Raw genomic sequence first — 13750 nt, forward strand, 5'->3', positions numbered from 1 at the left:
ACGCGCGACGCACAACGGATGCGGTACTCACAGCAGTTGCTCCCTTCGGCGCAGTCCGATGACGAGGGGGATCGCGACGGCGACCACGACCAGGAAGAGGACGAGGCTCATCGCGGAGGCCTGGGCGTACAGGCCCTGGCCGAAGATCCGGAACATGTAGATGTTGAAGACCTCCGTGGAGCCCGCGGGCCCGCCGCCCGTCGTGGCCTGCACGATGTCGAAGGTGTTCATCGAACCGATAAGCGCCGTGGTGACGTTGAAGGTGAGGGCGGGCGCGAGGAGGGGCCAGCGCACCGACCAGAAGGTGCGCCACGGCCCGGCGCCGTCGCACTTCGCGGCCTCCAGCATCTCGCCGGGGATGCCCTTGAGACCGGCGAGATAGATCAGCATCGACAGGCCCATCCACTTCCAGCCGTGGACGACCGTGACCAGGACCAGCGTCCAGTTCGTCGAGCCCAGCCACGGGATGTCCGTACCGAGCAGGCCGTTGACGGCGCCGTCCTGGTTGAACAGGGACTGGAAGACATAGCCGGTGGCGAGCGCGGAGATGAGCACGGGCAGGAAGAAGACTGCGCGGAAGAACCGGTTGAACCGGGTGTCCGCCTCAAGGAGCAGCGCCAGCCCCAGCCCGAAGCCGTTCTGGAAGACCGCCGCCAGCAGGGCGTAGAGCAGGGTCGTGCGGATCGCCCGCAGCAGGGAGCCGTCGTCGGCGATGGTGGTGAAGTTGTCGAGGCCGGTGAAGGCGATGTCCGGGTGGTACGAGGACCAATTGGTGAACGGGTAGTAGAAGTTGAGCAGGTTCGGCACCAGGAAGAAGGCCGCGAAGACGGCGATCGCGGGGAGCGCGAACCACCAGGGGTGATGGACGGCGGCGCGCGGCAGCCGCCCCACCCGCCGGGATGCGCCTCTCGTCGGTGCCTTGTCACGCGTACGTACGGCCGTGTCCGCCATCGGAAGCCCGTCTCTCCCCTGTCTCTCTCCCGGCTAGAAGCCGGGCGCCGCCTGGGCCTTGGCCACCTGCGCGAACTGGTCCTGGATCGCCTGCGCGACCTGCTGGGGACTCTTCTTGCCGTAGAGCATGTCGGCGAGGTAGAGGTGCGTGTCGGGCGCGACGATCGCCTTGGCCTGGAAGACGCCGATGGCCGTGGGAAGCGCCGCGACCTGGGCCACGGATGCCTGCGGAAGGCCGTCAGGAGTGGGCACGGACGGCTGCACGGACGGGATCTTCATCGCCTTGATGTAGTCGGCGTAGTCAGGGCCGAGCCAGAAGGCCAGGAACTGCCGGGAGGCGTTCTGCCGCTTCTCGTCACCCGTCTTGAAGGCGACCACCCCGTTGGTCTGGTCGGGGGAGTACAGGCCGGTGGCCGAGGAGTTGGCGATCGGGAACCAGCCGATCCTCTGGTCGATCTCGGCCGTGGAGTACTTGGCCTGCAACTGGCTCTGGTACGAGGTGACGTTGAGGACCAGACCGGCCTCGCCCTTCCACAGCGCGTCGGCCTGCCCGGTGAAGGTGCCCGTCTTGTAGTTCTTCTGCGCGAGCCCCGCGTCGAGCAACTTCTCCTTGTACTTCTTGATGGCGTCGACGACGACCGGGTCGGTCCACTTCTCCTTGTTCCGGTTGAGATCGGCCCACCACTGCTTGTCGAGGTCGGTGAGCTGGAGCTGCATCTGCCACTGGAGCGGCCACTTGTCACCACCGGCCTCGTAGAAGCCGGCCGCGTCCGTCTTGTCCGTGATGGTCTTACCGAGGGCCAGCAACTCGTCGTACGACTTGGGGAAGTCGGCCTCGCTCAGCCCGGCCTCCTTGAAGACGTCCTTGTTGTAGTAGACGCCGAGCATGGCGGGGCTGGTGACGATCGCCGCGTACCGCTTGCCGTCGATCAGACCGAGCGACCTCTCGGTGCCGCCCAGTTTCGACACCCACTCCTCCCCGTCGAGGGTGAGGAGGTTCTGCTTCGGCTGGATGAAAGGGAGCGTGGAGATGGACGGCTGCCAGAACATGAGGTCGGGCCGGTCGCCCGAGGCGAGCTTGGTCGGCACGTTCTGCTCGTACAGATCGGGGATCGCCTGCGTCTCGACCTCGGCTCCGGTGGCCTTCTCGAAGGCGTCGATGACCTGCTTGGGCGCGTTGAGCGTGTTCTGCGCGGTCCACATGGTCAGCTTCACGCCGTCCAGACGCGCGGTCGGGTCGACCTTCGGCTGCGTGCCGCCCGACTCGGCGGACGAACCGGAGTCGCCGACGGTCGGGTCACTGCACGCGGTGGCGGACAGGGCGGCGGCGCATATGAACGCCAGTGCGGGGAGGGCTCTTCTCGACATTGAGGTGCCTTTCGCGAACGGGCTCAGATGGGCGGATCGGTCAAGCGGTCGGTCCGGCGGTCCGGCTGAGGAGGTGCGATCGGGCGGAGCAAGTGAGCCAAAGGGGGAGGGAGTTCATCCGTGCCCGGGCGGCGGCCCCGAGCTTTCCCGCACCAGCAGTTCCGGTACGGAGACGGGATGCGGGGCGATCTGCGCGGACTCCTCCAGTACGCCGTGCAGCAGGGCGAACGCGGACCGCCCGAGACCGGTGAAGTCCAGGCGTACGGTCGTCAGCGACGGGGTGAGATAGGCGGAGTGCGGGGCGTCGTCGAACCCGGCCACGCTCACCTCACCGGGGACCGCGCGGCCTGTCTCGTGCAGGGCGCGGATCACCCCGAGGGCGAGATCGTCGTTGCCGCACAGGATCGCGGTGACACCGGCGTCCTTCGCCAGCTTCAGGCCCGCCGCGTGACCGCCCGCCGGGCCCCAACTCCCTTGTACGGGACGGGGTTCCGGCGCCCCCGCCTCCCTCAGTGCCTGCCGCCAGCCGGTCGTCCGGGCGCTGGTGCGCCGGGTGCTGGACGGGATGGCGACGTAGTGCACGGTCTCGTGGCCCAGGGAGAGCAGATGGCGGGTCGCCTCGTACGCGGCCTCGCGGTCGTCGGTCCACACCCACGGGCGGTTGCCGCCGGGCGGGCTCGCGGGAGTCTCCACCACGCCGACGACCGGCAGTTCGGCGGGGACGGCACCCAGGGCCCGTACACCGGCCGGGTCGTATGCGATCACGATCAGCCCGCCGCCCGTGTCCGCCGCCCGCCGCACCTGGGCGGCGACAGCGGTCTCGTCGGCCGATTCGAGGACGCCGACCCCGACGGCGTACGAGGCGGCGCGGGCGGCCTCCTCGATGCCCTGGAGGATCGAGGCGTAGCCGTAGTGCGTGGTGTTGGAGGTGAGCACGGTCACGGCGCGACTGCGTCCGCTGGCCAGGGCGAGCGCGGCGGAGCTGCGCCGGAACCCCAGTTCGTCAATGACGGCGAGCACCCTGTCGCGGGTGGACGGCTTGACGCTGGGGCTGTCGTTGATCACCCGGGAGACGGTCTGGTACGAGACTCCGGCCGCGCTCGCGACATCCCGGATGCTCACTGAGCGTCTTGTGTGACCGGTCACATTCATGCCAGGATTGTGACCGGTCACATGGGGGTCGTCAAGAGACCGTAACCTTCGATTCACGCGGCGGAAGCAGATGCGGAAGCAGCAGCGGACCGTCGGCCCAGGCGGCATCGGGAGGGGAAGACGTTGACCGGTACGTCGGATTCGGCGGGCACCACTCGGCGGACGTTCGTCTGGGGGCACCCTGCTCTGGAGGCCGAGTTCGAGTTTGCCCCCGGCGGCGACGGGACCCTGCGGCTGGCCCGCCTGGACTCGGGCGGGAGCACGGCCGGCGGCGACCCGGCGTCCGCCCCTGGCCCGGACGCCCCCCTCCACCTCGTGGAGGTGACCGCACTCGGCCACGGCAGCGGCTGGTCGGGCCCCCGCTTCACGGGCACGGCACTCGGCGCCCGGCTGCGCCACCGGGCCCACACCACCCACGAACACGACGGCTGGACGCACCTGACCGTCGAACTCCACGACCCCCGCACCGGGTTGACCGCTCTCGTCGAACTGTCCTCGCCCATCGGGCTGCCCGTGCTGCGCTCCCGCGTCCGTCTCCGCAACGACGGGGAGGAGCCCCTCGTCGTCCAGTCCGTCAGCAGCCTGCTGCTCGGCAGCCTCCCCTCGCCCGACGGCCTCGACATCCACCGCGCCCGCAACGACTGGCTGGCGGAGTGCCGTTGGTACACCGGGCCGCTGCGCGACACCGTCGCCGACATCCATGTCGACGTCCACCAGCACGACAGCCGGGCGGCACTGACCCTGACCGGACGCGGCAGTTGGCCCACCGACGGGCACCTTGCGATGGGCGCCCTGACCGAACGCGACGGTGGCCGGGCCTGGTTGTGGCAGATCGAGTCCCCGGCGGGCTGGCGCTGGGACCTGGGCGAACGCGACCACGGCACGTCTCTGGCACTGAACGGCCCCACGGACGCGGAACACCAGTGGCGGGTCCGGCTGGCGCCCGGCGCCGAACTCACCACCGTGCCCGGCGTCCTGGCCCTCGGTTCCGGGCTGGACGACGCCTTCGCCGCCCTCACCTCGTACCGCCGTGCCGTACGCCGCCCGCACCCGGACCACACCACCCTGCCCGTCGTCTTCAACGACTACATGAACACCCTGATGGGCGACCCGACGACGGAGAAGCTGCTCCCGCTGATCGACGCCGCCGCCCAGGCCGGGGCGGAGTACTTCTGCGTCGACTCCGGCTGGTACGACGACAGCACCGAGGGCTGGTGGGACAGCGTCGGCGAGTGGCTGCCCTCGGCGCGCCGCTTCCCCGACGGCGGAATCCGGGCGGTCCTGGACCGGATCAGGGAGCGCGGCATGGTGGCAGGGCTGTGGCTGGAGCCGGAGGTCGTGGGGGTACGCAGCCCGGTCGCGTCCGAACTCCCGCCGGAGGCCTTCTTCCAGCGGGACGGCGTACGCATCACCGAACAGGGCCGCCACCAGCTCGACCTGCGCCACCCCGCCGCCCGGGCGCACCTCGACAAGACCGTCGACCGCATCGTCGGCGACTGGGGCGTCGGCTATCTCAAGCTGGACTACAACATCGTGGTCGACCCGGGGACCTGCGCCCCCGGGGACATCGCCCCCGGAGCCGGCCTGCTCGGCCACGCCCAGGCGTACCTGGCCTGGCTCGCCGAGGTACTGGACCGCCACCCCGGCCTGGTGATCGAGAACTGCGCCTCGGGCGGAATGAGAATGGACGGCGCCACCCTCGCCGTCACCCAGCTCCAGTCCACCAGCGACCAACAGGACCCGCTGCTGTTCCCGCCGATCGCCGCCGCCGCGCCGACAGCGGTCCCGCCCGAACAGGGCGCCGTCTGGGCCTACCCGCAGCCCGGGTACGACGACGACCTGATCACCTTCACCCTCGGCGGCGCGCTGCTCGGCCGCATCCATCTGTCGGGCCATCTGGACCGGATGTCGGAACACCAACTGGCCCTCGTACGGGACGCGGTGGCCGTCTACAAGACACTCCGCGGCGACCTCGCGGAAGCCGTGCCGTTCTGGCCGATCGGTCTGCCGGGGTGGAAGGACGAGTGGCTGGCCCTGGGCATGCGGGCGCCCGACGACCGCACGTCCTACCTCTCGGTCTGGCGTCGTGGCGGAGGGAATGAACTCCGCCTGCCGGTAGGGCACTTGGCGGGCCGGGAGGTCCGTACGGAGATCCTGCACCCGTCCGCTCCGGGCGGCGGCTCGGCGGTCTGGGACGGGGACGGGCTGAGGGTGTCGCTGCCGCGCACGCCGGCTGTTGTGCTGATCCGGCTGACTTCGGACGCCTAGCCGAGGGGGAGGGGGAGGGGGGAGGGGCGGAGCGTCCGCTTCGGGGAGTCAGGCGTGTTGGGGTATTTATGCTGACATGAACTACCCGGAATGCGTGTCATGAACGTCTCGGTCGTCCTGTTCACCTCCGATCTGCGGCTGCACGACCATCCGCCGCTGCGGGCCGCCTTGGACGGCGGACGCGCCGTCGTCCCGCTGTTCGTGCGGGACCGGGCTGTGGACGGCGCCGGGTTCGCCGTACCCAACCGGCTGGCCTTCCTCGCCGACTGTCTGCGCGATCTCGACACCGGTCTGTGTGAGCGGGGCGGGCGGCTGGTCGTGCGCAGCGGCGATCTCGTCGGTGAGGTGTGCCGGGTCGTCGCCGAGGCGGGAGCCGACGAGGTGCACATGGCGGCCGACGTCAGCGGCCACGCACGCCGCCGCGAGGACCGGTTGCACCGCGCCCTGGCGGTGGACGGCGTACGGCTGCACGTGCACGACACGGTGACCGCCGCCGTCGCCCCGGGGGTCGTGGTCCCGGCCGCCTCGGACCACTTCGCCGTCTTCACACCGTACTTCCGGCACTGGTCACGGCAGCCGCTGCGGAATCCACTCCCGGCTCCACGGACAGTCCGCGTCCCGGACGGTGTCGACTCCGAGCCCCTGCCTTCCCGGAGCGACCTGCGGGGACTCTCGGAGGGGCTCGCCTCCGGCGGCGAGACCGAGGGCCGCGCGCGGCTCACCGCATGGCTGCGCGGCGGGGTGACGTCGTACGAGGACGGTCATGACGACCTGGCCGGCGACGCCACCTCCCGGCTCTCCCCGCATCTGCACTTCGGCACGCTCTCCGCCGTCGAACTCGTCCACCGGGCCCGCCGGGCGGGCGGTCCGGGCGCCGATGCCTTCGTACAGCAGCTCGCCTGGCGCGACTTCCACCGTCAGGTGCTCGCCGCCCGCCCGGCCGCCGCCGCCTCCGACTACCGCACCCGGCACGACAGTTGGCGGTCCGGGCCGCAGGCGCGCGAGGACGTCGAGGCGTGGAAGGAGGGCCGCACCGGCTATCCGATCGTCGACGCGGCGATGCGCCAGTTGCGGCACGAGGGCTGGATGCACAACCGGGGGCGCCTGCTGACCGCGAGCTTCCTCACCAAGACGCTGTACGTCGACTGGCGGGTCGGCGCCCGGCACTTCCTGGACCTGCTGGTGGACGGCGACATCGCCAACAATCAGCTCAACTGGCAGTGGACGGCCGGTACCGGAACCGACTCACGGCCCAACCGGGTCCTCAACCCCGTCACCCAGGCCAGGAGATACGACCCCGACGGCGTGTACGTACGCCGCTGGGTGCCCGAACTGCGGCTGCTGGGCGGGTCGGTGGTGCACGAGCCGTGGAAACTGCGCGGTCCGGACCGCGCCGCCCTCGATTACCCGGACCCGATCGTCGACCTGTCCGACGGGCTCGACCGTTTCAAACGGGCCCGCGGCCTCGACCGGGCCGCTGCCTCGGCCCCCTGAGGGACTCCGGACCAGACCGTTTCGTGGTGTCACGTTAGTGGCTGCGGGGAGCCTGGTTCCAACCATGTGTACGTGTGGGGGAGTTGCGGGTCGAGGGTGTGCTGACTTGCTCAGAAGGCTGAAATGCGGCGTTCTGTAGTGTTTGTCCACGGCGCCGGTGTGCGGACCGCGGCCTATCTCGCGACCCTGGAACGGATCGCGGCGCGGGTCGGCGCCGAGCGCCCCGAGATCGAGGTCAGGGGCTGCCTGTGGGGCCCGCCCGAAGGCGCCCGCGCCCGCCTGGGCGGCGTTTCGGTCCCCGACTACGGGAAAACAGGGGGCGGCGGTCACGCGACGGCCGAAGAGGAGAACCTCGCCGCCTGGTCCGTTCTCTACCTGGATCCGTGGTACGAACTACGCCTGCTCGGCCTCCAGTTGCCCCTCGCCGGCGGCCTGCCCGCGTCCGTACCTGTGAGCGTCAGAGGGCGCGGCCGAACAGCTCCAGCAGCGCGGTCCAGTGGCGTTCGGCGGCCTCGGCGTCGTAGCGGTCGGTGTCGGCCATGGTGTAGCCGTGTTCGGCACCGGCGTAGACGTCGGAGCGATGCCGGACGCCCGCCTCGGTGAGGGCCTTGTCGAGGCGCTCGATCTGCTCGGGCGGCATCGAGGGGTCGTTGTCGGCGTGGCCGAAGTACAGCTCCGCGGTGATCCGGTCGGCCAGCAGATGGGGGCTGTCGGGAGCGTCGGTGGCCAGATTCGCGCCGTGGAAACCGGCAGCGGCGGCGACCCTCTCGGGGTGACTGCCCGCGGTGACCAGGGCCAGCCGGGCGCCCAGGCAGTAGCCGGAGACCCCGACGGGACCCGCGACGGCCTCGGGGCAGGCGGCCAGCCAGTCCAGATACGCGGCGGAGTCGCGCACCATGGCCTCTCCGGTCAGGTCGCCCATCAGCGGGACGATCCGCCCGAAGAGGGCCGGCCGGTCGGCGTCACCGATGAACTCGGGCAGCGGCACCACGGGTGCGCTGCCGTGCCGGTGGAAGAGGTTCGGGACCAGCACCGTGTAGCCGGCTTCGGCGAGCCGGTCCGCCATCGCCCTCAGCTGTGGGCGCAGACCGAAGGCGTCCATGTAGAACAGGACGGCGGGATGGGCGGCGCCGTCGTCCGGGTACGCGAAGTAGGCGTCGGCGGTGCCGTCCTGGGTGGGGATGTCGACGGTGGTGCCACGTACGGCGGTCATGCGGAACTCTCTTCCTCGCTTGCCGGGCCGACCGTTCAGCCGGTGTGGACGCCGGGTCCGGTCGTGACTTCGCGCCGGATGGTACGGCCGTAAGGCAAGAGCAGTCTTAACGTCGACAACCTCACCCGCCCCGACACACGGAGCGACGAAAGGACGAAAGGCAGACTGCCCGTATGACCCTCCACTGCGTTGTGCTGGACGACTACCAGGGCGCCGCCCTGACCATGGCGGACTGGAGCCCCCTCGCCGAGCAGGTCGAGGTGCGCACACTCCGGGAACACCTCACCGACCGGGACAGGCTCGTGGCCGAGCTGGCCGACTGCGAGATCGTCGTGGTCATGCGGGAGCGCACCCCCTTCGACGCCGATCTCCTGCGCCGACTGCCCAGGCTGCGCCTGCTGGTGACCACCGGTATGCGCAACGCCTCCATCGACCTCGCCGCGGCGCACGCCCAGGGCGTGACCGTGTGCGGTACGGCGAGCAGTTCCACCCCGCCCGTCGAACTGACCTGGGCGCTTCTCCTCGGCCTCGCCCGTCACATCACCGTCGAGAACCGGGCTCTGCGCGAGGGCGGCCCCTGGCAGTCCACCGTCGGCCAGGACCTGCACGGCCGTACTCTGGGCCTGCTCGGGCTCGGCAAGACCGGCACCCTGGTGGCGCGCGTCGCCATCGCCTTCGGCATGGAGGTTCTCGCCTGGAGCGAGAACCTCACCGCCCAGCGAGCGGCCGACGCGGGGGTCCAACTGGCGGACAGCAAGGAGGACTTGCTGCGCCGCAGCGACTTCGTGTCCGTCCATCTGGTCCTGTCCGAGCGCACGCGCGGCCTGCTGGGCGAGCCGGAACTGCGTGCCATGCGCCCGCACGCATACCTGGTCAACACGTCCCGCGCCGCCATCGTCGACCGAACGGCACTCGTACGCGCCCTGAGGGAGGGCTGGATCGCCGGGGCGGGCCTCGACGTCTTCGACACCGAACCCCTCCCCGCCGACGACCCCCTGCGCTCCCTGCCGAACGTGCTCGCCACCCCGCACCTCGGCTATGTCACCGAGCGGAACTACCGCACCTTCTACGCGGAGGCGGTGGAGGACATCGCCGAGTTCCTGGCCGGTACGCCGGTCCGTCGGCTGACGGGCGCCTGAGATCGCCCGCTCCGTCGAACGGGACGATCACGCGGCTTGCCCGGTGCTCAGGACCCGCCCCGCTCGCGCGGGATCCTCTCCCCGGCCTCGATCGCCACGGGCAGCCGGTTCTCGGCCGGCGGGAGCGGGCAGGTGGCGAGGTCGGTGTAGGCGCACGGCAGGTTCGTCGCCCGGTTGAAGTCCAGGACGACCGTGCCGTCGGCGGCGGGCGGGGCGATGGCCAGGGCGCGGTTCGCCGCGTAGGTGGTGACCCCGGAGGTCGCGTCGGTGAACAGCACCATCAGGCTGCCCGGTGCGCGTCCGGCGAACGCGGTGAGTGCCAGCGGGCGTCCGTCCAGCTCGAACTCGACCCGGCCCGGCGCGTCGTACACATGCTCAAGGCCCTCCACCGCCGCGCCCACGGTCGTCGGCCGGGGCTCGTCGAAGGGCGTGTAGCGGCCGGTCACCGTCCAGCGGGGGTGCGGGGCGTAGGCGGGCGTACCGGTGAACGCGGTGCGCAGGGGTGTGTCCGGGTGCCGGGGGCGGACGATGTCGTGTCCGCCGCGCTTGGCCACCTCGATGACGGCGTCGCCCCAGACCGCGTCGACTCCGCCGCGCTCAGGGAGCACCCCGAAGCGGTGCTCGCCGTGGACGGGGGTTCCGTCCACGACCAGTTCCTCCCCCTCGTCGAGGACCACGACGACCCCGTCGGCGCCGCTCGACCAGGCGCCCGGAGCGTCCGGGAGGCGCTGCGGCTCGGTGCTGAGCCAGTTCAGGCTGGTGATGGCGAGAAACCCGTGCGGGTCGGCGAGCCGTGCCTCCTGTCCGGTGTGCCACTCCTGCCAGTCGTGGGTGAAGGCGGCCAGGTCCGTGGTGGTGTCCTGAACGGTCATGCGTGTTCCTTCGCTTACGGGGGGAGGGGCTGGGATGCGGCCGGCGCGGGTCACGACGGCCCGGTGCGCGATTGTCGGTACGTGTGGTCGCGGCCGAGAAGCGCTCGGAGGGCGGGTGCGGAGACGCGCGGGGCGGAAGAGGAGACCCGGCAGAGAAGTCAGCGGCGGGTCAGTGGCCGGACGGCACAGATCGCGCTGGCCTGTCGACAGAGGTCGACGTGCCGGCGGGACACGAGGCGCGGGTCCTGGCTCACACCGAGCAGAATGACAGTGCTCGTCTGGGATGGTCAACAGCCGCCGGGCCGGGGCGGCTTGTCGGTCCGACGGCGGCATTGCGGCCGTGTTGCGGAAAGCTTGCGCATCCTAGGCGAGCGACTCCCCGATCGTCGCGGCCACCGAGGCGGACGCGCGGCACCGGCTCGCCGAACTCCAGGACCTCATCCACGACGACGTCGCCCGTCGGCTCGTCCAGGACAACATCGGCGATCTCGACCTGAGCGACTACCCGGTGGACGGTCCGCTGCCGGACATCCCCGACAGTGGATTCCTGTTCCTGGCCTGGTGCGCGGCAACCGCCATGACGACGACCGACGTCAGGACGATGCCCGCGCCGACGTAGAGCGGTGCGGTGTAGCCGAGGCCCGCGGTGATGGCCAGGCCCCCGAGCCAGGCGCCGAGGGCGTTGCCGAGGTTGGACGCGGACACGTTGGCACTGGCGGCCAGGGCCGCGCCGTGGGCGTAGTCGGTGACGCGGGTGATCATGCCGGGTACGCCCGCGAACCCGAACACGCCCATCAGGAAGGTCAGTACGACCGATGCGGTGGCGTTGGCGGCCAGCAGACCGAATGCCGTCAGAGTGACGGTGAGTCCGAGCAGGGCCAGGATCAGGGCGCGGTCACGGTCGCGGTCGGCCGCTCGTCCGCCGACCAGGTTCCCCACGACCAGGCCGACGCCGTACACCATCAGCAGCCAGGCGACCTGCGCCGACGAGAAGTCGCCGACCTCGGTGTACGTGTAGGCGATATAGCTGAACGCGCCGAACATCCCGCCGTACCCGAGCGCGGTCGCCGTCAGGGTCAGCCACACCTGCCAGGACCGGAACTCCCGCAACTGGGCCCGTAGGCCGGCGGGTTCCGCCGAGTCCGAGCCGCCTGCCTTCGTCAGCGACCGTGTCTCTCCCGCCCGGCCGGGGACGAGGGCGACGATCCCCGCCAGCGCGAGTACGCCGATCGCGGTGACCGCCCAGAAGGCCGCCCGCCAGCCCCAGCGCTCACCGACCAGCGCGCCGAACGGCACGCCCAGCACGTTCGCCAGCGTCAGCCCGGCGAACATCACCGCCACCGCGCGGGACTTCCGCTCCGGCGCGACGAGACTGCGCGCGACCAGCGAGCCGATACCGAAGAACGAGCCGTGGCACAACGCCGCGACGATCCGCCCGAGCAGCATCACCCGGTAGTCCGGCGCGACGGCGGACAACAGGTTGCCGACGACGAACAACGCCACCAGGCCGACCAGGACCTGCTTGCGGGGCAGCCGTGCCGTCGCCGCCGTCAGGACGATCGCACCGACCGCGACACTCAACGCGTACCCGGAGATCAGTCGGCCCGCGGCGGCCTCGGACACCGCGAAACTCGACGCCACCTGCGGCAGCAGCCCGGCGATCAGGAACTCGGTCAGACCGATCCCGAAACCGCCCAGCGCCAACGCGACGAGCCCGCCCGGCATCCGGCGCTCGCCGCCCCCGAAGTCCGCCTCCCCGCCCCCGAATTCGCTCATGTCCAGACCCTCACCCCTGACGGCGGACCCGTCCATGGACAAAGATCGACCACGCTTGGACGAACGCGAGGAACCGCCCTCCCCGAGAACGGCCTCCCCTGAGAGCCGCCGAAACCCCTCACGCCTCCGTCAGGAACAGCTCGACGACCGGCACGAGCACATCGGGCCGGGTGACCGGAAGCGTCAGCGTCAGAGTGCCCTCGGGCTGGGGCATGGGGGAGAGGTGGGCGTGCGGTTGCGGCGTGCTGTCGAGGACGTCGAGCCCGACTTCGCTGCCGTCGCCCAGGAGTTGGGCGTACTCCACCCGGCCGGCCAGCCCGGGCAGGTGCACATGTCTGAACGGCCAGGAGAACAGGTGGAGGTAGAGACGGTCGCCGCGCAGGGTGTACACGCCGTGGGCGGGCGGCGTGAACGGAGCGGGGCCGGCGCCGTGGATCGCGCGGGCGTGCAGCCGCATCCAGTCCGCCAGGGAACCCAGGGCGGCACGGGCGCGCGGCTCGATGTTCCCGCGGCCGTCGGGACCGATGTTGAGGATCATGTTGCCGTTGTTCGACACGGACTGGACGAGCATGCGCACCAGGTCACCGGGCTCCTTGAACTCCAGATTGTCCCGGTGGTACCCCCAGGAGCCGTTGAGGGTCTGGCACGCCTCCCACATGATCTCGACGCCGTCCTCGACGAGCGGACGGTCCGGCTGGTACTGCTCGGGCGTCACGTAGTCGCCCGGGATGCCGAGGCGGTTGTTGACCACGATGCCCGGCTGGAGGGCGCGGGTCGTCGCGAGGAGTTCCGCCGAGTCCCAGTCCTCCGGTCCCTTGCCCGGCATCCCACCGCGGTCCCAGGGAAACGTGAAGTCGTAGAACATCAGGTCGACCTGGCCGTACGAGGTGAGCAGCTCCTTGACCTGGGCGTGCAGGTAGGCGCGGTATCTGCCCATGTCGCGGCCGGAGTTGAGGGCCGCCACGTCCGGCGCGTTGCGCAGCGGGTGCACGCCGTCGATCACGTAGTCGGGATGATGCCAGTCGAGGAGCGAGTGGTAGAAACCGACCTTCAGTCCTTCGGCGCGTACGGCGTCCACGAACTCGGCGACCAGGTCCCGGCCGCAGACGCGGGCCGAGGTGTAGTCCGTGACCGCCGAGTCCCAGAGGCAGAAGCCGTCGTGGTGCTTGGTGGTCAGTACGGCGTACCGCATGCCGGCCGCGCGCGCCGCGCGGGCGATGTCGGCGGCGTCGAACAGATCGGGGTCGAAGCGGTCGACGTATCGCTGGTACGTGGCATCGTCGATCTCCTCGTAGCTGCGCACCCATTCGTGCCGTGCGGCCATGCTGTAGACGCCGAAGTGGACGAAGAGGCCGAACCTCGCCTCCCGCATCCAACCGGTCGCCGCGGGTGTGTCACGCGTCTGGGGCAATTCATTTCCTCGCAATTCCTCAGGATCGACTGAGGGGCAATCCTCCCCTTCCATGGCATCCCGTCAAACACGCCGCCGACATACGAACCTGGTTCCTTTTTCATTT

General features: G+C 70.6%; 11 protein-coding genes. 3 read left to right on the forward strand and 8 right to left on the reverse strand.

From position 1 onward, the window contains the following. Positions 1-27: 27 nt before the first annotated feature. From ACWDR4_RS04375 to ACWDR4_RS04385, 3 genes are all read right to left on the reverse strand, one after another. A complete protein-coding gene (locus ACWDR4_RS04375; protein ID WP_450403727.1) occupies positions 28-951 on the reverse strand; it encodes a carbohydrate ABC transporter permease in 924 nt (307 codons plus the stop codon). Between the two features lie 33 nt (positions 952-984). Continuing rightward, complete coding sequence (locus ACWDR4_RS04380) at positions 985-2319, reverse strand: ABC transporter substrate-binding protein (protein ID WP_450403728.1); 1335 nt, start codon at positions 2317-2319, stop codon at positions 985-987. Positions 2320-2433: 114 nt separating this feature from the next. After that, a complete protein-coding gene (locus ACWDR4_RS04385) occupies positions 2434-3471 on the reverse strand; it encodes a LacI family DNA-binding transcriptional regulator (protein WP_450403731.1) in 1038 nt (345 codons plus the stop codon). A gap of 123 nt (positions 3472-3594) precedes the next feature. Between ACWDR4_RS04385 and ACWDR4_RS04390 the strand changes: the two genes are divergently transcribed. Then, positions 3595-5739, forward strand: a complete 2145-nt coding sequence (locus ACWDR4_RS04390) for an alpha-galactosidase (protein ID WP_450403734.1) — start codon at positions 3595-3597, stop codon at positions 5737-5739. Between the two features lie 99 nt (positions 5740-5838). Further along, complete coding sequence (locus ACWDR4_RS04395) at positions 5839-7233, forward strand: cryptochrome/photolyase family protein (protein WP_450404051.1); 1395 nt, start codon at positions 5839-5841, stop codon at positions 7231-7233. A gap of 457 nt (positions 7234-7690) precedes the next feature. On the opposite strand, the gene ACWDR4_RS04400 is transcribed toward ACWDR4_RS04395, so the two are convergent. Further along, positions 7691-8446 carry a dienelactone hydrolase family protein gene (locus ACWDR4_RS04400; RefSeq protein ID WP_450403737.1) on the reverse strand — a complete coding sequence of 252 codons (756 nt, stop codon included), beginning with the start codon at positions 8444-8446 and terminating at the stop codon, positions 7691-7693. A gap of 173 nt (positions 8447-8619) precedes the next feature. Between ACWDR4_RS04400 and ACWDR4_RS04405 the strand changes: the two genes are divergently transcribed. Continuing rightward, positions 8620-9585: a D-2-hydroxyacid dehydrogenase family protein gene (locus ACWDR4_RS04405; protein WP_450403740.1), complete on the forward strand. Its 966-nt coding sequence runs from the start codon at positions 8620-8622 to the stop codon at positions 9583-9585. Positions 9586-9632: 47 nt separating this feature from the next. On the opposite strand, the gene ACWDR4_RS04410 is transcribed toward ACWDR4_RS04405, so the two are convergent. The 4 genes from ACWDR4_RS04410 to ACWDR4_RS04425 all read right to left on the reverse strand — a co-directional run bounded on the left by ACWDR4_RS04410 (position 9633) and on the right by ACWDR4_RS04425 (position 13644). Further along, positions 9633-10457 (reverse strand): DUF1684 domain-containing protein, encoded by an 825-nt coding sequence (locus ACWDR4_RS04410; protein WP_450403742.1) that lies wholly within the window; start codon positions 10455-10457, stop codon positions 9633-9635. Between the two features lie 158 nt (positions 10458-10615). Then, entirely contained in the window at positions 10616-10711 is a 96-nt protein-coding gene (locus ACWDR4_RS04415) for a putative leader peptide (protein WP_405540124.1), read from the reverse strand. 247 nt (positions 10712-10958) lie between these two features. Then, positions 10959-12182, reverse strand: a complete 1224-nt coding sequence (locus tag ACWDR4_RS04420) for an MFS transporter (protein WP_450404053.1) — start codon at positions 12180-12182, stop codon at positions 10959-10961. A 169-nt stretch (positions 12183-12351) separates the two neighbouring features. Then, positions 12352-13644 carry an alpha-L-fucosidase gene (locus ACWDR4_RS04425; protein ID WP_450403745.1) on the reverse strand — a complete coding sequence of 431 codons (1293 nt, stop codon included), beginning with the start codon at positions 13642-13644 and terminating at the stop codon, positions 12352-12354. Positions 13645-13750: the final 106 nt, after the last annotated feature.

The organism is Streptomyces sp. NPDC000878 (assembly GCF_053599695.1).